This is a genomic window from Flavobacterium sp. PS2 (assembly GCF_046250155.1).
In the GTDB taxonomy this organism is placed as follows: domain Bacteria; phylum Bacteroidota; class Bacteroidia; order Flavobacteriales; family Flavobacteriaceae; genus Flavobacterium.
Genome location: NZ_CP176426.1, coordinates 414,877 through 434,534, shown reverse-complemented (window position 1 = coordinate 434,534; position 19,658 = coordinate 414,877). Strand labels below are relative to the sequence as shown.

Annotated in this window: 13 protein-coding genes; 11 read left to right on the top strand and 2 right to left on the bottom strand. The window is 31.9% G+C overall.

What is annotated here, in order from left to right:
• The first annotated feature begins 93 nt into the window (after positions 1-93).
• Together ACJ6WR_RS01835 and ACJ6WR_RS01830 are read left to right on the top strand one after the other, a co-directional pair.
• Positions 94-519 (top strand): hypothetical protein, encoded by a 426-nt coding sequence (locus tag ACJ6WR_RS01835; RefSeq protein WP_039113034.1) that lies wholly within the window; start codon positions 94-96, stop codon positions 517-519.
• Positions 520-693: 174 nt separating this feature from the next.
• Positions 694-1,581 (top strand): carbon-nitrogen hydrolase, encoded by an 888-nt coding sequence (locus ACJ6WR_RS01830; RefSeq protein ID WP_035620980.1) that lies wholly within the window; start codon positions 694-696, stop codon positions 1,579-1,581.
• A 79-nt stretch (positions 1,582-1,660) separates the two neighbouring features.
• Here ACJ6WR_RS01830 and ACJ6WR_RS01825 read toward each other — a convergent pair whose 3' ends face one another.
• Positions 1,661-2,923: an OmpA family protein gene (locus tag ACJ6WR_RS01825; RefSeq protein WP_039113031.1), complete on the bottom strand. Its 1,263-nt coding sequence runs from the start codon at positions 2,921-2,923 to the stop codon at positions 1,661-1,663.
• Between the two features lie 266 nt (positions 2,924-3,189).
• On the opposite strand from ACJ6WR_RS01825, the gene ACJ6WR_RS01820 reads away from it, so the two are divergent.
• The gene (locus ACJ6WR_RS01820; protein ID WP_409416897.1) at positions 3,190-4,230 is read left to right on the top strand and encodes an agmatine/peptidylarginine deiminase; all 1,041 of its coding nucleotides are present in this window, start codon (positions 3,190-3,192) and stop codon (positions 4,228-4,230) included.
• 390 nt (positions 4,231-4,620) lie between these two features.
• Here ACJ6WR_RS01820 and fahA read toward each other — a convergent pair whose 3' ends face one another.
• Positions 4,621-5,904 carry a fumarylacetoacetase gene (gene fahA / locus ACJ6WR_RS01815; protein ID WP_323489282.1) on the bottom strand — a complete coding sequence of 428 codons (1,284 nt, stop codon included), beginning with the start codon at positions 5,902-5,904 and terminating at the stop codon, positions 4,621-4,623.
• A gap of 108 nt (positions 5,905-6,012) precedes the next feature.
• Between fahA and glyA the strand changes: the two genes are divergently transcribed.
• From glyA to ACJ6WR_RS01775, 8 genes are all read left to right on the top strand, one after another.
• Positions 6,013-7,287 carry a serine hydroxymethyltransferase gene (gene glyA / locus ACJ6WR_RS01810; RefSeq protein WP_035620988.1) on the top strand — a complete coding sequence of 425 codons (1,275 nt, stop codon included), beginning with the start codon at positions 6,013-6,015 and terminating at the stop codon, positions 7,285-7,287.
• A 142-nt stretch (positions 7,288-7,429) separates the two neighbouring features.
• Entirely contained in the window at positions 7,430-8,023 is a 594-nt protein-coding gene (locus ACJ6WR_RS01805) for a tRNA-(ms[2]io[6]A)-hydroxylase (protein ID WP_039118306.1), read from the top strand.
• A 206-nt stretch (positions 8,024-8,229) separates the two neighbouring features.
• Positions 8,230-8,727, top strand: a complete 498-nt coding sequence (locus ACJ6WR_RS01800; RefSeq protein ID WP_039118307.1) for a GNAT family N-acetyltransferase — start codon at positions 8,230-8,232, stop codon at positions 8,725-8,727.
• Positions 8,728-8,847: 120 nt separating this feature from the next.
• A complete protein-coding gene (gene corA, locus ACJ6WR_RS01795) occupies positions 8,848-9,918 on the top strand; it encodes a magnesium/cobalt transporter CorA (RefSeq protein WP_039118308.1) in 1,071 nt (356 codons plus the stop codon).
• Between the two features lie 246 nt (positions 9,919-10,164).
• Complete coding sequence (pta, locus tag ACJ6WR_RS01790; protein ID WP_409416896.1) at positions 10,165-12,258, top strand: phosphate acetyltransferase; 2,094 nt, start codon at positions 10,165-10,167, stop codon at positions 12,256-12,258.
• Positions 12,259-12,345: 87 nt separating this feature from the next.
• The gene (locus ACJ6WR_RS01785; protein ID WP_409416895.1) at positions 12,346-13,545 is read left to right on the top strand and encodes an acetate/propionate family kinase; all 1,200 of its coding nucleotides are present in this window, start codon (positions 12,346-12,348) and stop codon (positions 13,543-13,545) included.
• A 101-nt stretch (positions 13,546-13,646) separates the two neighbouring features.
• Positions 13,647-16,391, top strand: a complete 2,745-nt coding sequence (locus ACJ6WR_RS01780; RefSeq protein ID WP_409416894.1) for a histidine kinase — start codon at positions 13,647-13,649, stop codon at positions 16,389-16,391.
• A 243-nt stretch (positions 16,392-16,634) separates the two neighbouring features.
• Positions 16,635-19,658, top strand: coding sequence for a SusC/RagA family TonB-linked outer membrane protein (locus ACJ6WR_RS01775; protein WP_409416893.1), 3,024 nt, complete (start codon positions 16,635-16,637; stop codon positions 19,656-19,658).

The following is a 19,658-nucleotide window of genomic DNA, read 5'->3' as shown; positions in this document are numbered from 1 at the left end:
TTGTTGTTTTGTTTGGTTTTTTTAACATTTTTATGAAGCAACCATAGTAATCTATTTGCATCTATGTTATAATTAACAACAATAATTATTTATATGAAAAATTTTAAATTAAAAACAGTTTTAGTCGTATTATTCTTGTCAACAGCATTTATTGCATGCAGCAATGATGATGATAAAGAGGAAGAAAAACCACCAACTCCTGAGTTTGTAATAAAAGGTGCTTTGGCAACAGAAGTAAAAGGTCCTACAACTGGAAAATTAAATGAGGAACTTAGTTATGATGTAACTTATATAGTAGATAATACTTGTGGAGAATTCAGTAAAATTTCTGATGTAACAATTGGTAAAGACAAAGGATTACAAGTTGAGGTTAAATATCCAACAGGAGTTTGTACTACACAAGTTCCGGATCCTAAAAAAACGATCTATAAATTTAAATCGGCTACTGCTGGAACTTTTGAAATAAAATTCAAAAAATCAGAGACAGAATTCGTGATACAGAAAGTTGTTATTGAATAGTTTATTCAATAAAAGTAAATAGCTGTTAAAAGCGTAATGCTTTATATAGCTAATTTAAAAACCGTTTTATTTTTATTTCTTTTATCAAAAAACATTGAAAAGAAATATTTATAAAACGGTTTTCTGTTACTATCTAGAAAATTAACTATTTTTGCAGTCTAAAAATTTTAAGTCATGCCGAATAAGAAATATAAAATTGCTGTTATTCAATTGAACCTTAATGATGTTGCCGAAAACAACTTGAAAAAGTGTATCAGTTGGGTAAAAGACGCTGCAAATAAAGGTGCCGAAGTTATATTATTGCCAGAATTATATAGCAGTCATTATTTTTGCCAAAGTGAAGATGTTGATAATTTTGCTTTAGCAGAACCATTATATAGTACTTCATTTATTGCATTTAGTGCTTTAGCCAAAGAATTAGGTGTAGTTATAATTGTTCCTTTCTTCGAAAAAAGAATGGCAGGAATATACCACAACAGTGCTTATATTATCGATACAGACGGATCTGAAGCTGGATTATACCGTAAAATGCATATTCCAGATGATCCACATTTTTACGAAAAATTCTATTTTACACCTGGGGATTTAGGTTTTCAAGCTATTGAAACAAAAAAAGGAAAAATAGGAACATTAATTTGTTGGGATCAATGGTATCCGGAAGCTGCTCGTATTACAGCTTTAAAAGGTGCTGAAGTATTATTTTACCCAACAGCAATTGGATGGCATCCAAAAGAGAAAGAGCAATATGGTGAAAACCAATATGGAGCTTGGATGAACGTGATGAAAGGACATGCTGTTGCAAATGGTGTATTTGTTGCTGCTGCTAATAGAATTGGTTTAGAACAATATATAGATGGTACAGATGGAATTCAGTTTTGGGGAGCTTCATTCATTGCAGGTCCACAAGGTGAAATTTTAGCGCAAGCGTCACATGATAAAGAAGAAATTCTTATTGCTGAAGTTGATTTAGATTTACAAGAAAATGTACGTCAGAACTGGCCATTTTTTAGAGACAGAAGAATAGATGCTTTTGGAGATATTACTAAAAGAGCAATCGACTAATTGAGTTGATTTATATAAAAGCAAAAAGGACAAAATTTACATTTTGTCCTTTTTTTTGTTTCTAAAAGTAAAATTAAATTTATTTTACCTGGAAAGTAACTCTTCTTACGATTTGACGAGCTTCTTTAGAATTTTTATTCACAGAAGTATCTTCACCGTTAGCAATAACATTTAATCTAGATCCATCGATTCCAGCATTTAAAGCTACTTTTTTCACAGCTTCAGCTCTTTTTCTAGATAGCTCAGTGTTATAGCTAGAGCTTCCAATTTCGTCAGCATAACCTACGATATCAGCACTTTTTGATGGATTGTTTTTTAAGTATTTAACTAAAAAGTCAACACCAGATAAAGACGCATTTGTTGGTTTTGATGAGTTAAAGTCAAAATAAACGTTTACATATCCTCCGTTAATTAACTCCTCAACAGTATTGTTTGTAGCGGTAGTATTTTTTTGCCCGTAGGTTTTATCTAAGTAACTTTCTAATTCATCTGGAACACCATTTTGATTGTTGTCAATAGATTGTCCTTTGGTATTTACGGCAACTCCAGCAATAGAATTTGGTTCTAAGTCATATAAATCGGCTACACCATCTTTATCGCTATCGATAAGACCTGTTTCGATAAGACCAACTCTTTCTTCTAATTTGTTGTACTTGTCGTTGTCTTCAGAATACCAATCGGCATGTTTTTCGTTTTTACCTAAGTAGAAAGTTAAACCTACAGAAGCATTTAATAATACGCCGTCAAAGCTACCACTTGTTGTTGGGCCCATCCCGTCGAAATTGTAATTTTGTCTTCCATTAACGATTCCGGTAAGATCTCCAGTTAAAGCAATTCTATTACTAAGTCTAACTTGTCCTGTAAGACCAAGAATTCCGTGACCTGTGTAATCTTTTCCGTCAAAACCTGTGTCAGAACTTAATTGAGAAACTCCGAATCCACCATGTGCTAACAGACCAAAAGTATTAGTCCAGGTTTCAAAGTTTAAAGCTCTACCAAGGTTTATAACTCCTTGCAAGCTTGTTCTTAATTGTCTGCCTTCAAAGTCGGGAGTATCATCACGTTCTTTAAACTGATCATATCCAAAATCGAATTTCAAACCAAACTTTGGATTAAACATGTATCTTACCCCTAAATCTGCATGAAATGGGCTAAGTGTAGCAGTCGAATACCCTTCGGTCATTGTTCTGGTTGGTTTGTTTATACCACCATTTAATTCGATAGACCATTTATTATACGGATTTTTTTCAACTGAAGGTTGGGCAGAAGTTGTTGCCATGTTTTGGGCACCTGCTGCCACGGATAGTAATAAAAGCGATACGGAAGCTAATTTCTTTTTCATGATATCATTTGTTTAATTTGATTTTTGTGAGCTCTATTTTTTAAACTCAACATAAAATTAGAGTAATGATTTTAAAAGAGTGTTCTATCGGTATTATATAATTCCCATGTTTTAGGGCTTTGGCTAGAGTAAGATTGCTTTATTAGTATTGTATTTTTAATTATTTTAGAGAATATATATATTATAAGGAGAGGAAAAAATGAATATTGCACAATGATAAAAGTTACGAATGATTATCTTTGCTTTTTTTAATTTAGAACCTTTTTATGACAACGAATAATAGAAGATTTCCTGCTGAATGGGAAAAACAACAAGGTATTGTATTGTGTTTTCCTCATAATGGTAAAGATTGGCCAGGGAAATACGAGGCAGTTCAATGGGCTTTTGTAGAGTTTATAAAAAAAGTAGCTACTTATGAAGCTGTTTTCTTGGTAGTTGCCGATGAAGTTTTAAAAGCTAAAGTGAATGATATGCTCGAAAGAGCACGTGTAGATTTAAACAATGTTACTTATATTGTTCATAAGACTAACAGAAGTTGGATGCGTGATTCTGGACCAATTGTGGTTAAAAATGGAGATAAAAGAGAAGCATTAAACTTTAATTTTAATGGTTGGGCTAAATATAAAAATTATCAATTAGATAAATTTGTTCCAGCTAAAGTTGCTGATGTTTTAGATATTCCGCTTACACAAGTAATGTATAAAGGGAAACCAGTTATTGTAGAAGGTGGTGCGATTGATAGTAACGGAAGAGGTACCTTATTAACATCAGAAGAATGTTTGATGCACCCAAGTATCCAAGTTCGAAACCCAAATTTTACCAAAGAAGATTACGAAGCTGTTTTTAAAGAATATCTTGGAATAACCAATGTTATTTGGTTAGGAGATGGAATAGAAGGGGATGATACACATGGGCATATTGATGATTTGTGTCGTTTTGTAAACGAAGATACAATTGTTACGATTGTAGAAACCGATAAAAATGATGCAAACTACGAACCTTTGCAGGATAACTTAAAAAGGTTGCAAAATGCAAAGCTAGAGAACGGAAAATCTCCAATAATTGTTGCTTTGCCAATGCCTAAGCGAATAGACTTTGAAGATTTAAGATTGCCAGCAAGTTATGCTAATTTCTTAATTCTGAATAATTGCGTTTTAGTTCCTACTTTTAATGATAGTAATGATCGCGTAGCACTTAATATCCTCTCGGAATGTTTCCCTGATAGAGAAGTAATCGGAATTAATTGTGTTGATTTTATTTGGGGATTCGGAACATTACATTGTTTAAGTCAGCAAATACCAATATAAATTCTGAAAAGTTTATGCCACAGATTAAAAGGGTTTAAAAAAAAATCGTTTAATTCTATCTAACTCTTTGCGAAAGTAACGCGGATTATGCGGATTCGCTAAGGCGAAAACACGGATTAAAACGGATTTTATTTTTGATTGTTTTTAAATCAGTTTTAATCCGCGACTTTACTTTTGTAAATCCGTATCATCCGTGTCCTTTTATAGACAATTTAAGTTAGTAACTCTTTATCAAAGACCTAAAAATACTTTCTTGACTCGAGACTGAAAGTCGAACAGACGAAGTAAATTTGTAGCAAAAGCCTTCTTTTTTGTTTTGGGAAAAAAGTATAAAAAAAACGCATTGAAAATTTTCAATGCGTTTTTTTATTATTCTGAATCAAGATCTCTTCATTGTCTCACGAAAGGAGCAAGTAATTGGCTTGAAACTTCTCCAAAACCAATACGAACTTCATTGCTCTCGCAATATCCTCTCATAATTACAGTATCGTTATCCTCGATAAATTTACGTTCGCTACCATCATTTAACTTTAAAGGATTTTTTCCTCCCCAAGTTAGTTCCAGCATAGATCCACAACTGTCTGGAGTAGGTCCGGATATTGTTCCAGAACCCATCATGTCGCCAGAATTAACACGACAACCATTAGAGGTATGATGTGCTAATTGTTGACTCATCGACCAGTACATATATTTAAAATTCGATCTGGAAACTACAGTTTCTTCTTTATCTAATGGTTTAATAGAAACTTCTAAATTGATATCAAAAGCTTTCTTTCCTTTAGTTTGTAAGTAAGGAAGCGGAGATGGGTCTTGTTTAGGTCCTTTGGTTCTAAATGGTTCTAAAGCATCCATGGTAACAATCCAAGGAGAAATAGAAGAAGCAAAGTTCTTAGCCAAGAAAGGTCCTAAAGGTACATACTCCCATTTTTGGATATCGCGTGCACTCCAGTCATTCAATAAAACCATTCCGAAAATATATTCTTCGGCTTCATAAGCAGGAATAGGTTCTCCCATTATGTTAGCATCAGTTGTAATAAATGCTGTTTCTAGTTCAAAATCAATAGATCTTGATGGACCAAAAACAGGAGAGTTCTCTCCATTAGGAAGTGTTTGTCCCATTGGTCTGTGTACAGGAATTCCAGAAGGAATAATGGTCGAACTTCTTCCGTGGTATCCTACAGGAATGTGTAACCAGTTTGGGAACAAAGCATTTTCCGGATCACGGAACAATTTACCTACATTGGTAGCATGCTCTCTGCTTGAGTAAAAATCGGTATAATCACCAATTAAAACAGGTAATTGCATTTCGACATCATCAATTTTAAAAATGACTATATCTCTATCTTTTGTAGAATCTCTTAATTGTGAATTGTTGATGTCAAATATATCGGCAATACGGTTTCTAACCAATCTCCAAGTTTTTTTTCCATCAGAAATGAAATCGTTTAGAGTGTCTTGCATAAACATATCATCAGTTAAATCAATTCCTGAGAAATAGCTTAATTGTTGCAAAGCACCTAAATCTATGGCGTAGTCGCCAATTCTTGTTCCAACCGTTACTATATTTTCTTTGGTAAGAAAAACACCGAAGGGAATGTTTTGAATAGGAAAGTCACTATTCTCTGGTACATCTAACCATGATTTTCGTTTAGTATCGTTGGCAGTTATCGGCATGTGCATGTTAATTATTTGTTGAAAAATTCTATGTCAAATATATCATAATCTAACAGTTTGACAAACGTTTTTTTGTATTTTTGCATCAAATTAACGAAAAACTAAAAAATGCAACGCGACGAACAAATTTTTGATCTTATTCTTGAAGAACAAGACAGACAAATTCACGGATTAGAACTAATCGCTTCAGAAAATTTTGTAAGTGATGAGGTAATGGAAGCAGCTGGTTCTGTTTTAACAAATAAATATGCAGAAGGTTATCCAGGCAAAAGATACTACGGAGGTTGTGAAGTAGTTGACGTTATTGAGCAAATTGCTATCGATAGAGCTAAAGAGTTATTTGGAGCTACTTACGCAAACGTACAACCACATTCAGGATCACAAGCAAATACTGCTGTTTATCATGCATGTTTAAAGCCAGGAGATAAAATTTTAGGATTTGACTTATCTCACGGTGGTCACTTAACTCACGGGTCTCCAGTAAACTTTTCGGGACGTTTATATACTCCGGTTTTTTATGGTGTAGATAAAGAGACAGGACGTTTAGATTATGATAAAATTCAAGAAATTGCTACTAAAGAGCAACCAAAATTAATCATCGCAGGAGCTTCGGCTTATTCTCGTGATATGGATTTTGAGCGTTTTAGAGTAATTGCAGATAGCGTAGGAGCAATCTTATTTGCAGATATCTCACATCCAGCAGGGCTTATCGCTAAAGGATTAATGAATGACCCAATTCCTCATTGTCATATCGTTTCTACTACAACACATAAAACATTACGTGGACCACGTGGAGGTTTAATCTTGATGGGTAAAGATTTTGAAAACCCACTAGGATTAACAAATCCAAAAGGAGAAATCAGAATGATGTCTGCATTATTAGACTTAGCTGTATTCCCTGGTAACCAAGGAGGTCCTTTAATGCATATTATTGCTGCAAAAGCGGTTGCTTTTGGAGAAGCATTACAAGATGAGTTCTTTACTTATGCAATGCAATTAAAAAAGAATGCAAATGCTATGGCAGAAGCGTTCGTAAAAAGAGGATACGATATTATTTCTGGAGGAACTGACAATCACATGATGTTAATTGACCTTAGAAATAAAGGAATTTCAGGTAAAGAAGCTGAAAATGCATTGGTAAAAGCTGAAATTACTGTAAATAAAAATATGGTTCCATTTGATGATAAATCACCATTTGTAACTTCAGGAATTCGTGTAGGAACAGCAGCAATCACAACTCGTGGTTTAGTTGAAGACGACATGGAAACTATCGTTGCATTAATCGATAGAGTATTAACAAATCACACAAGTGAAGAAGTTATCGAAGAGGTTGCTAACGAAGTAAATGAAATGATGAGCGAAAGAGCAATTTTCGTTTATTAAGAATATTTTATTTAAAAAGATTAAGGTTTAAAGTTTAAGGTTTTGTTGATATCGAAAGCTATCACAAAAGTTTTAAACTTTAAACTTTTTTACTTCCAGCCCTAACTTTAAATACTTTTTTAAACATTAAACAAAAAGAAAAATGGGTGTATTAAGATTACAGTTACCAACTGACCCAAGATGGGTAAATATCGTAGAGAAAAATATTGAAGAGATATTAACGGATCATGCTTGGTGCGAACAAAAAGCTGCAACAAACGCTATCACGATAATTACGAATAACTCAGAGCATCAAGATTTAGTTAAGGATTTATTGGCTCTAGCCAAAGAAGAAATTGACCATTTTGAGCAAGTACATAATATCATCATCAAAAGAGGATTAAAACTTGGTCGTGAGCGCAAAGACGATTATGTAAATGAATTGTATTTATATATGAAGAAAAGCGGTGACGGAAGTCGTGTTTCTAGCTTAGTCGAAAGATTACTATTCTCGGCGATGATTGAGGCAAGAAGCTGCGAACGTTTTAAGGTACTTTCGGAAAACATCAATGACGAAGAATTATCTGTTTTTTATAGAGATTTGATGGAAAGTGAAGCAGGGCATTATACCACTTTTATTACTTATGCCAGAAAATACGGAGTTGGGATTGATGTAGAGAAACGTTGGAGAGAATGGCTTGCCTACGAAGAATCAATAATTACCAATTACGGAAAAGGAGAGACGATTCACGGGTAAGATTAGTATTAAGTCACAGTATTAAGTCACAGTATTCAGTCTCAGTGTTCAGTTTCAGTTTCAGTTTCAGTAACAGTGTTTAGTGTCATCCTGTGCGGAGTCGAAGGACATTCCAATTATCCATATAGTCTAAAAATCTAAGAAATCTAACAATCTAAGAAGTCTAACAATCTAAGTCAGTCTAATAATCTAAGAAGTCTAAAAAAATGATTACACTTAAAACAGCATCAGCAACAGATATACCTACAATAAGAGAAATTGCATTTAAAACCTGGCCTAATACTTATGGCGAAATCCTATCTCAAGAACAACTTGATTATATGCTGGACAAATTTTATGAGCCAGCCCTTTTAGAAGAAAGCATTCGTAACGGACATATTTTTACTATGGCTTACGAGGATGATTTTTGCCTTGGTTATGCTGGATATCAACATAATTATCAAGACAAGAATGCTACACGCTTAAATAAACTGTATTTGCTTCCAGAAGCACAAGGGAAAGGTATGGGGAAAATATTAATTGATGTTGTTGTGGCTGCAGCCAAAGAAAAAGAAGCAGATATCGTTACTCTGAATGTAAATAGATTTAATAAAGCAGCTTCTTTTTATAAAAAAATGGGATTCGAAATTGTAGCCGAAGCTGATATTGAGCTAGATCACGGGTATTTAATGGAAGACTTTATTATGGAAATGAAAGTAAAGTAATAACCTACTTTATTCAATTCTTAAATAAATTAGAATTTTACTTTAGTAATGCCAAAATTGGTAATGTAGCCATGTTTTAAAAAACTTTTTTGTAATATTACTATATAAATCATTTATTGAATGAGAAAAATAAAATACAAAAAAGGCCGAAAACTACAACCCTATTCTTTAGAATATACAGGTCGGCATAAAGACACTCAGTCGGAAATGCAACTTTTTGTTTACGATGATTTAGAAATCACCGAATATGAGAATTTCAATATATTAGCTTTAAATGCGTGTATCGATTACACTAAAAATAATTGGCTAAATATTCATGGTTTAAATAATATAGATCTTATTAAGACTATTGGAGAATATTTTAAAGTAGACGGCTTTATGCTTGCTGATATTCTCAATACTACAAAAAGGACTAAACTACAAGAACAACAAGAAATACTCTTTTTTAATATAAAATCTCTTTTACCTTCTGAAGATTCGGATAATATTAGTGTAGAGCAGATTAGTTTTATAATCAAAGACGGTATTTTAATCTCTTTTCAGGAAAAACGAAGTGATTTCTTTACACACATTCGCGAACGTATTAGGCAACATGCAGGAATTGTACGAACCAAAAAAGTAGATTACTTGCTTTATTTATTATTAGATGCTGTGATGGAAAATTTTTATATCACACTCGAAGATGAAGAAAATAAAGTAGAAGAATTGATTAATATTACTAAAGGAGATACTAATCCTGCTATTCTTGAGGAAATAGAAAAACACCGCGATAATTTCAATTTTTTAAAACGCTCTATTATACCACTTAGAGATTCTTTGTATGATATAAAAAGTATAAAAGACGACAATACATTTAATGGAATCGAAAAGGAAAATTTTAGTTTTTTTGCACGTTTACATCAAAAAAGCTTAGAACTTTTAGAGCAAATAGAGTCGGATATGAGTTCATTAGAAAGTGCTTCTAATTTCTATTTTTCGGCGCAAAGCCGTAAAATGAATGAAATTATGAAGACATTGACCATAATTTCGGCAATATTTATACCACTTACTTTTATAGTTGGAGTGTATGGAATGAACTTTGAAAATATACCAGAACTTAAATATCAATATGGATATTATTCTGTTATGATTGGAATGTTTTTATTGGTAATTGCGTTAATAATTTATTTTAAAAAAAGAAGGTGGTTTTAGGGTTAATAGCTGATAGTGAATTAACTGTCGTTCCTTAGTTGGCCTGTAATTACGGATAAAATTAATAGAGGACAATATTGTCCTTGATATGACAAATGTCAGTTGTAGTAAGGGGCAATTTCTCTAATTTTGTTTCTTTTTAATTGAAAGGATTTATAAGATGAATGCCGATTTAATTAAAACTATTTTTAATAAATAAAATATAGGATCTAGACTATTTTTAGATGTTTTTTAAACAATAAAATTATGAGTAAAGCAGTATATATAGCAACAAGCGAGCAGAATAGTGGTAAGTCGATTATTACTTTAGGGTTAATGAGTATGTTGATGGGGAAAACTGCCAAAGTGGGCTATTTTAGACCCATTGTTGAGGATTTTATCGACGGAGAATTGGATAATCATATCGAAACTGTGATTACACATTTTAATCTAGACATTAAATTTGAAGATGCATTTGCTATCACAAAAAGTAAATTAATCAAGAAGAAGAATAAAGGCAAAATAGGAGAAGTATTAGACTTAATAATTGAAAAATACAAACGTCTCGAAGAGCGTTTTGATTTTGTATTAGTCGAAGGAACTAGCTTTACAGGAGAAGGAACAGTAATAGAACTGGATACAAATGTATTAATTGCTAAAAATTTAGGAATTCCAACTATTATCCTTGGTTCAGGAATTGGTAAAACATTAGATGAATTGGTAGATAACCTTTCTCTGGTATATAATTCTTTTAAAATAAAAGAGGTAGAAGTTCTAGCGGTAATTGCAAATAAAGTTCAAATTGAGAATGTTGAATTGGTAACTTCAGGATTGAAAAAAAGCCTTCCAGAAAGTGTTTTGGTTAATGCTATCCCGGTTATTTCGAGCTTGAATAATCCAACAGTTCAGGAAATTGTAAATGAACTAGATGCTAAGGTTTTATTTGGAGCTGCACATTTAAATAATCAAACGGGACATTTTAGTGTAGGAGCGATGCAATTGCATAATTATCTAATGCATTTAAAAGAAAATAGTTTAGTTATTACTCCTGGTGATCGTGCCGATATTATATTAGGTGCTTTACAGGCTAATGAATCGGCCAATTATCCTACGATATCGGGGATCGTACTTACAGGAAATATTATTCCCGAAGAGAGTATTTTGAAGTTAATAGAAGGACTTTCGCCTATTGTTCCTATTATTTCAGTAGAAGGTGGAACGTATAATATTACGAACCAAATTGGTGCTGTTAAATCGAAAATTTATGCAAATAATGAGCATAAAATAGAAACTTCAATTAATACATTTGAAAAATATGTTGATTTAGATAGTTTATCTGAGAAACTAATCACTTTTGTGGCAGAAGGAATGACACCAAAAATGTTCCAGTATAACTTGGTAACCAGAGCCAAAAAACATCGTAAACATATTATTTTGCCAGAGGGAAGCGATGAGCGTATTATTATTGCTGCATCGAGATTATTAGCGATGGATGTTGTTGATATTTCGATAATTGGAGATAAAAAACAAATAGAAAGTAAGGTGGCTGAATTAGGAATTACTTTTGACTTTTTGAAAATTAAAATTATAAATCCAATAGAATCTCCATTTTATGAAGACTACGCAAATACCTATTATGAGCTTAGGAAAAATAAGAATGTGACCATTACTATGGCAAGAGATTTAATGGAGGATGTTTCTTATTTTGGAACGATGATGGTTTATAAAGGACATGCTGACGGAATGGTTTCTGGTGCTGCACATACAACCCAACATACAATATTACCCGCTTTACAGTTTATTAAAACCAAACCAAACTCATCTGTAGTTTCATCGGTGTTTTTTATGTGTTTAGAAGACCGTGTTTCGGTGTTTGGAGATTGTGCTATAAATCCTAACCCAACGGCAGAACAATTGGCAGAAATCGCCATTTCATCAGCAGATTCTAGCGCAGCTTTTGGGATAGAACCAAAAATAGCCATGTTATCTTATTCTTCCGGTACTTCTGGTAAAGGAGATGAGGTTGAGAAAGTAAGAGCTGCTACTGAAATTGTTAAACAAAAACGTCCTGATTTAAAAATTGAAGGGCCAATTCAATATGATGCTGCCGTAGATAGAAGCGTTGGTAAAAGTAAAATGCCAGATTCTGAAGTTGCAGGACAAGCAAGCGTACTTATTTTCCCTGATTTAAATACAGGAAACAATACCTATAAAGCAGTACAGCGAGAAACAGGAGCACTGGCAATTGGGCCAATGTTGCAAGGATTAAATAAGCCTGTAAATGATTTAAGCCGAGGTTGTACCGTAGATGATATTATAAATACAGTTGTTATTACAGCAATTCAGGCGCAAGGATTGTAATTAATTAAAAATATGTAAAAAAAAAACTAAGCTTATAAAAAAAAAGGAACTTAGAAACTTAGTGCCTTAGCACCTAAAAAAATAACAATGAAAATATTAATTTTAAATTCAGGAAGCTCTTCTATAAAATATCAATTAATGAAAATGCCAGCAAATGAAGTGATTTGTTCTGGTATGATTGACAGAATTGGTTTAGAAAGTTCGAATGTAACATATAAAACAAAAGATGTTTCTTTTGAAGAAATTTTGCCAATTGCAACACATAAAATAGGATTACAAAAGGTAGCCAGCTTACTTTTAAATAAAGAAACAGGCGTTATAAAAAGTACTTCAGAGATTAATGCTGTAGGACATCGTGTGGTTCATGGCGGAAGTGAATTTACCAAAACAGTTAAGATTGATGAAAAAATAAAAGCCAAAATCAAGCAACTTTTTGAATTAGCACCATTACACAATCCTGCAAATCTTGAAGGAATAAATGTTGCCGAAGAAATTTTTGATACAGCGGAACAAATTGCAGTTTTTGATACTGCTTTTCATCAAACAATACCAGTTGTAGCCCACAAATACGCTATTCCTGACAAGCTTTTGACAGAGAATAAAATACGTATGTATGGTTTTCATGGAACAAGTCATAAATATGTTTCGGAGAATGCTATTAAATACTTGAAGAAACATACTGATACAAAAGGTAAAAATATCATTACAATACATTTAGGTAACGGTTGTAGTATGACAGCGGTTAAAGATGGTAAGAGTATTGACCATACAATGGGATTTGCACCTGCTAATGGTTTAATAATGGGAACACGTGCTGGTGATGTTGATCATTCGATAATTTTCTATATGAAAAATACCTTAAATTATTCATTAGAAGAGATTAATACAATACTCCAAAAACAAAGCGGAATGCTTGGTCTTACAGGTTTTAGCGACTTAAGAGATATTGAGGCTCAAGCAGAAAAAGGTAATAAAGAATGCCAATTGGCATTGGCAATGAATGCTTATCGAATAAAAAAATATATAGGTTCTTATACAGCTGTTTTAAATGGTTTAGATGCTATTGTTTTTACTGCAGGAATAGGGGAGAATTCATCTTATATGCGAAAATTAGTTTGTACCGATATGGAGTTTTTTGGAATTGAATTAGATAATGAGAAAAATGAAATTCGTTCTAAATCTAATCGCGAAATCAATACAGAAGCGTCTAGAACCAAAATTTTAGTAATCCCTACAGATGAAGAATTTGAAATTGCAAATCAAGTTCATCATTTGCTTAAAAACTAGATATAACACATTATTTTATAAAAAAAGCTTCTCATCGAGAGGCTTTTTTTATATGAAAATTTGAATAAATGTGATTATATTTGATGATAAATACCAATATTTTGAAATCAAATCTTCTTAAATCACTTTTCCTTATTTTTATAGCGTTACAGGTTCATGCTCAAGAGTTACTCCCTTTTGTAGAAAACTATAATAAATCTAATTACGAAGGTGATAATCAGATATGGAGTGTTGCACAAGGAAATGATAATGCAATGTATTTTGCAAACAATCATTATTTGGTGCGTTATAATGGAGTAGTTTGGGAAAAATATACCTTGCCAAACAAGACCATCATTCGCTCGATTATGGTCGAAGGAGATAAGATTTATTCAGGTTCCTATAAAGAGTTTGGTTATTGGTATAGAGAAGATGGAAAAATGAAGTATGTTTCTATCTCTAAAAATAGGGGAGTATTTGATGAAAATGAAAATGAAGAAGTATGGAAGATTTTTAAATTTAATGATGTAATATACTTTCAATCATTTAATCAAGTTTTTGCTTATGATGGAAAAAAAATCAAGAAAACTAAACTACCGTTTTTAATATCCTATTGCTTTATTATCAATAATCAGTTGCTTGTAGCTTCTGTAGAACATGGTGTTTATGTTCTAAAAGGAGATAAATTAAGTCCAGTAAAAGGGTGGAATTCCTTAAAAAATAATGTTATTCATGCGATCGAAAAGTATAAGAATAAGACATACATTTTTACACATAAAAACGGAATTTTTGTAGAAGATAAGGGAACTTTAATTGCCTGGAATAATCCATTAAATGGAATCCTAAAAAGTGCCAATATAAATGTTGCCCGATTTTTAAAAAATAACAAACTTATAATTGGAACTGCCGGAGACGGGATTTATATGTTTGACTTTAATGATAATTCTTTTAAAAACATCAATAGAAAAAATGTATTGATGAACAATTCTATCTTAAGTATAGGGCTGGATAAAGAAAATGATTTATGGTTGGGACTCGATAACGGAATAGCGCATATTGAAGTTACTTCGCCAGTATCTATTTTTTATGATAATTCGGGAGTTTTAGGATCAGTATATTCAGTTGTAAACATCGAGAAGGGATATTTAATGGCATCTAACCACGGTGTTTTTAAATATGTAGATAAAAAGCTCTCATTGATTCCTAATAGTCAAGGTCAGGCTTGGAATATAAGTAAAATAGGTTCTAAATACTTTATTGGTCATAACGAAGGAACATTCTTGTATGAAAATGGACAGTTTTCTAAATTAAATACAACAAATGGTGGTTGGAATTTGACTAAGAGTAGTATTGGTAATTCTTATTTTCAAGCAACATACAGCGGAGTTGTTGTGTATAAAGACATTAATAACTTAGATGAAAAAGTTATCTTAAACGGATTAAAGAAACCTATAAAATATGTAGCTCAAAATAAAAAAAATGAAGTTTGGGCAGCTGATAATTATAGAGGTTTGTATAGAATTTTATATAATGACGATTACGAGACAAAAAAGGTAGAAAACGTTACGCAACACAGTAAAATTAAAAATGATTTTGGTGTAAAAATATTTGAGTTTAGAAAGGAAATACTCTTCTTAATAAATAAAACGTGGTACACTTATAATTCGATAGCGAATCAATTAGAGAAAAACGAACTTTTTAATTCGAATTTTAGTAATATTTCTGATGTAGCTGCTATTGACGAAAGTCATTTTATATTGCTACAAGACGGGTTTTTGTATCACATTTATGCAAATGGCAATAAATTTATCTGGAACAGTATTCAAGAGAAATATTATAAGGGTAAAATAATTAATGATAATCTGAATATTTTTAAAAATAACAATAACTATTTATTAAATCTGGATGATGGTTTTATTTCTTTTCAATTAAAAGACATCAATAAAGAAAAACTAAATTTAGAGGTTGAGGCGTTTAATAACGAAAACTTGATAGAGAATAATTCGAGTATAAATTATAATACCGAATTAAAAATAAATGTAATCTCAGGAATATTTGGGGCATCAAAACCAAATTTGTCTTATAAAATTAATGGAGAAAATAAATTTATTCCCATAAAAGACGGTTTAATTGTTTTGAACAATTTAAATAGCGGTTCTCACGATGTCGAAATATTTAATCATGATGGTTTAAGTTATAGTAAGATTGCAAATTTTGAATTTGTAGTTGCAAAACCATGGTATCTTTCTGCTTGGATGCTTTTGTTGTATTTGTCTATTATAGGTGTTGTTTTGTATATCTATTATAAATGGAATAACATACGCTACTTACAAAAACTTGAATTAAGAGAAGAAGAGCTAAGACATCAAAAGAAAATTCTGGAAATGGAATTGAAAGCCGAGAATGATTTAAATAGTCAGGAGTACCAAAAACATATTCTTGAACTAGAGTTACAAACTAAATCATCAGAGGTAGCAGGTAAATCACTTTCTATTGCCAAGCAAAGCGAAATGATTGAAAAGATACAAGGCATTCTAGATTCTGAAGCAGATTTTAATAAACTCAAAAGCGAGATAAAGAAAGCGATTAAAATAAATGCTGTTAATAAACACGAGTGGGAAACTTTTGAAAATAACCTGAATCAGATACACAACGAGTTTATCACAACACTTTCTCAAAAATATCCTAACCTGACTTCAAAGGATATTAAGCTTTGCATTTACCTAAAAATGAATCTTTCCTCAAAAGAGATTGCACCTCTAATGAACATCTCATTTAGAGGAGTAGAACTACATCGTTATCGATTAAGGAAGAAATTGAACCTTGTACAGGACGAAAACCTTTCTAATTTTCTATTAAATATATAAAAACACCCTGTTTTTTTAGGGATAATATATTATTTAACTTTAAATTTTATCATATAACAATACATCATTACTACATCAACATGATGTGTAATGGTGTTTTTGTGTTTTTGTAATTTATTAAAAACCATTAACTTAACGTGTTTTTTTGCTGTTTTGATGTAGTCATGTAGTATTTCTATTTAACGCACTATAACGTTGTAATTATCTAAGTTTGACAAACTAACTTTAACAATTTATTAATATATGAGAAATCTTATTTTTAGCTTATTAGCGCTCATTCTACTTCCAGCATATATGTCTGGTCAAGTAATTAAAGGTAAGGTTTTGGATTCACAGGGTATGGCAATTCCAGGAACAATGGTCGTTGCCACAGAATCTAGAACTTCAACAGACACAGATTTTGATGGTAATTTTGAAATTAAAGCCAAAGTAGGCGAGACATTAAAAATTAGCATGGTTGGTTTTGAAGCTTCGACTATTAAAGCAACTTCAACTCCTATGAGTATTGTTTTAAAAGAATCTCAAGATACCGCTTTAAAAGAAGTTGTAGTTATTGGATACGGAACAAGAAAGAAAATAGATAATACTTCGGCTATTACTTCTATAAAAGCAGAGGAAATTACGAAAACAAAAGTTTTGAATGCTTCACAGGCAATACAAGGTAAAGCAGCAGGGGTTCAGGTTATTTCGTCTGATTTACCAGGAAGTACACCTTCTGTTGTTATTAGAGGTTTAGGTACTGCATTGGGAGGAAGATCTCCATTATATATTGTTGATGGTATGCCTACTGATAATATCAATAATATCAATACAAACGATATTACTTCTTACGAAATATTAAAGGATGCATCTTCTTTGGCTATTTATGGTACAAGAGCAGCAAATGGGGTAATAATTATTACCACTAAAAAAGGAAAAGGTGATAAAGTTTCTGTAGAAATTGAAAGTTTTGCAGGAATGAGAACACCTCTTAAAAAAGTAAAAATGGCAAATAGTGCTCAATATGCGGCATATTCGAATGTTGCTTTAGGGACTAATAAATTTGCAACGGATCAACCTGTAAACACAGATTGGTTTGATGAAATTACAAGAACAGGATCTTATACTCAAAATAATATTTCTATTTCTGGTGCTTCAGAGAATGTGAAGTACTTTTTTAGTGCAGGTAACTATCAGGAAAAAGCAATTTTAAATGGTTTAGATTATAGTCGTACTAACTTTAGAAATAATAATGAATATAAAATTTCTAAGAAAGTAACATTAAATCAAAATTTTAGTTTTACTTCAGCTAATTCATCACCAAAACCCTTAAGTGCTTTTACAAATGCATATAAACAAGCACCACTTATTCCAGTTTATTTTTCTAATGGTAAATATGGTGTTCCTTTTGTTGATGGTAATGGTATTGCAAGTCCAACAGGTAACTCAATTAATAATGTTGGAAATCCTGTAGCTCAATTAGATTTTTATAATGAGCAACAAAGAAGCATTACTTTACAAGGAGGATTAAAATTAGATTATAATATCATTAAAGGATTAAAATTCACGTCGCAATTTAACGGAGAATATTATTCTTGGAAGCAGTATAACTATGAGGATACTAAAAACATCTGGTTAGCAGCTAATCCAACTCGTCTTGAATCTCAGTATTTATCTACATCAAATATCAATTTATTAACAAGAGGTAGAGAACAATATTTTAACTGGAACTTATCTAACTATTTAACCTATAATAAAGTTTTTGGAAATATCCATGATGTAGAGCTTACAGCAGGTATTGAAACATCTGTAAAAGGGCCTAGAGAGAAATTAACTATCGCTAGAAAAAACGTAAGTCCTGATTCTAATTATTGGTCTTTAAATGATTCAAAAGAAGGACATGGAGTTGATTATGTTGGTACTGTGACCAGTTTATATGATGTGACATTTAATGAAAGCAAACTAGCTTCTTATTTTGGTAGGTTTCAATATAAATTAATGGATAGATATTTGTTAACGGGAACAATTAGACGTGATGGATCTTCAAATTTTGCTAAAGATTATCGTTGGGGAACTTTTCCATCGGTAGGTTTAGGTTGGATTATGACGAAAGAAAACTTCTTGAAGGATATAAAAGGAGTGGATTTGATAAAATTAAGAGGAAGTTGGGGTAAATTAGGTAATCAAAACGTACCATTAAATAACCAAGCGTATGCTTCTGGACTTAATAGTTATTTAGGAGGCTCAATATTAAATGAGGGTACTAGCATCACTTCACAAATTGACCCTAGTTTGACATGGGAAATAACAGAAGAACTTTCTGCTGGTCTTGATTTTGAATTATTAGGAAGCAGATTAAAAGGAACGTTTGATGTTTATGACAAAACGACTAACAATGTTATTTTAAATGTAAAACCATTTCCAACTTCAGGTATTACTGTAGCATCACCTTCTCACGTTGGTGAAGTTTCAAATAAAGGATATGAAATTTCTTTACGTTGGGATGATAAAATTACTGATAATTTAAGTTATTGGGTTGGAGGTAATTTCTCTCATAATCAAAATAAACTTACAGGTTTAAAGGACGTATCGTTATCACAAGTAATTGGAGGTAATTTAGGTAATGGTATTGATACTAAATTATTGTATAATAATTCCGTTGGTCAGCCATTAGGGAGTTTTTATCTCTATGAGTATGCAGGTATAGACCCAGCAAATGGAGATATGTTGTACTATACAGCTAGTGGTCAAAAAGTAACTCAAGATGCTTTATCTGCTACTAATGATAAAAAATATTCAGGTTCAATTTTACCAACTTCAAATTATGGTGTTTCATTAGGCGTTGTTTACAAAAACTTCGATTTATCAGTTGATGGATATGGTACTGGAGGAGCAAAAGTATACAATGGTAAAAAGGCACAACATTTTGGAGGTGAAAATATAGAAGCTTCTGCTACAAAAGATTATTGGAGTCCAACTAACAAAACGTCTTTAAATCCTAGACCATTTAACACAACTCCTGTAGCTTCTACTTATTATATGGAGTCTGGAGATTTCTTTAGAATCAATAATATAACTTTTGGTTACAAACTACCTCTTAAAGAAGATCAGTTTATTAGTTCTTGTAGATTATATGTAAATGCAATTAATCCATTCATCACTCAAAAATTCTCTGGTTTTTCTCCAGAATTAAATGGTGATGGAGATCCTTATAAGCTTCAAGGTATTGAGTTGGATGCTTATCCTTCACTAAGATCTTTTGTTTTTGGTGCTAATTTAAAATTTTAA

Excerpts from the sequence above, each read along its gene's own strand:
- ACJ6WR_RS01800 (WP_039118307.1), top strand. The coding sequence starts at position 8,230 with ATGATTACACTTAAAACAGCATCAGCAACAGATATACCTACAATAAGA.
- ACJ6WR_RS01830 (WP_035620980.1), top strand. The coding sequence starts at position 694 with ATGCCGAATAAGAAATATAAAATTGCTGTTATTCAATTGAACCTTAAT.
- ACJ6WR_RS01835 (WP_039113034.1), top strand. The coding sequence starts at position 94 with ATGAAAAATTTTAAATTAAAAACAGTTTTAGTCGTATTATTCTTGTCA.
- corA (WP_039118308.1), top strand. The coding sequence starts at position 8,848 with ATGAGAAAAATAAAATACAAAAAAGGCCGAAAACTACAACCCTATTCT.
- fahA (WP_323489282.1), bottom strand. The coding sequence starts at position 5,904 with ATGCCGATAACTGCCAACGATACTAAACGAAAATCATGGTTAGATGTA.
- ACJ6WR_RS01805 (WP_039118306.1), top strand. The coding sequence starts at position 7,430 with ATGGGTGTATTAAGATTACAGTTACCAACTGACCCAAGATGGGTAAAT.
- pta (WP_409416896.1), top strand. The coding sequence starts at position 10,165 with ATGAGTAAAGCAGTATATATAGCAACAAGCGAGCAGAATAGTGGTAAG.
- glyA (WP_035620988.1), top strand. The coding sequence starts at position 6,013 with ATGCAACGCGACGAACAAATTTTTGATCTTATTCTTGAAGAACAAGAC.
- ACJ6WR_RS01825 (WP_039113031.1), bottom strand. The coding sequence starts at position 2,923 with ATGAAAAAGAAATTAGCTTCCGTATCGCTTTTATTACTATCCGTGGCA.
- ACJ6WR_RS01775 (WP_409416893.1), top strand. The coding sequence starts at position 16,635 with ATGAGAAATCTTATTTTTAGCTTATTAGCGCTCATTCTACTTCCAGCA.
- ACJ6WR_RS01820 (WP_409416897.1), top strand. The coding sequence starts at position 3,190 with ATGACAACGAATAATAGAAGATTTCCTGCTGAATGGGAAAAACAACAA.
- ACJ6WR_RS01785 (WP_409416895.1), top strand. The coding sequence starts at position 12,346 with ATGAAAATATTAATTTTAAATTCAGGAAGCTCTTCTATAAAATATCAA.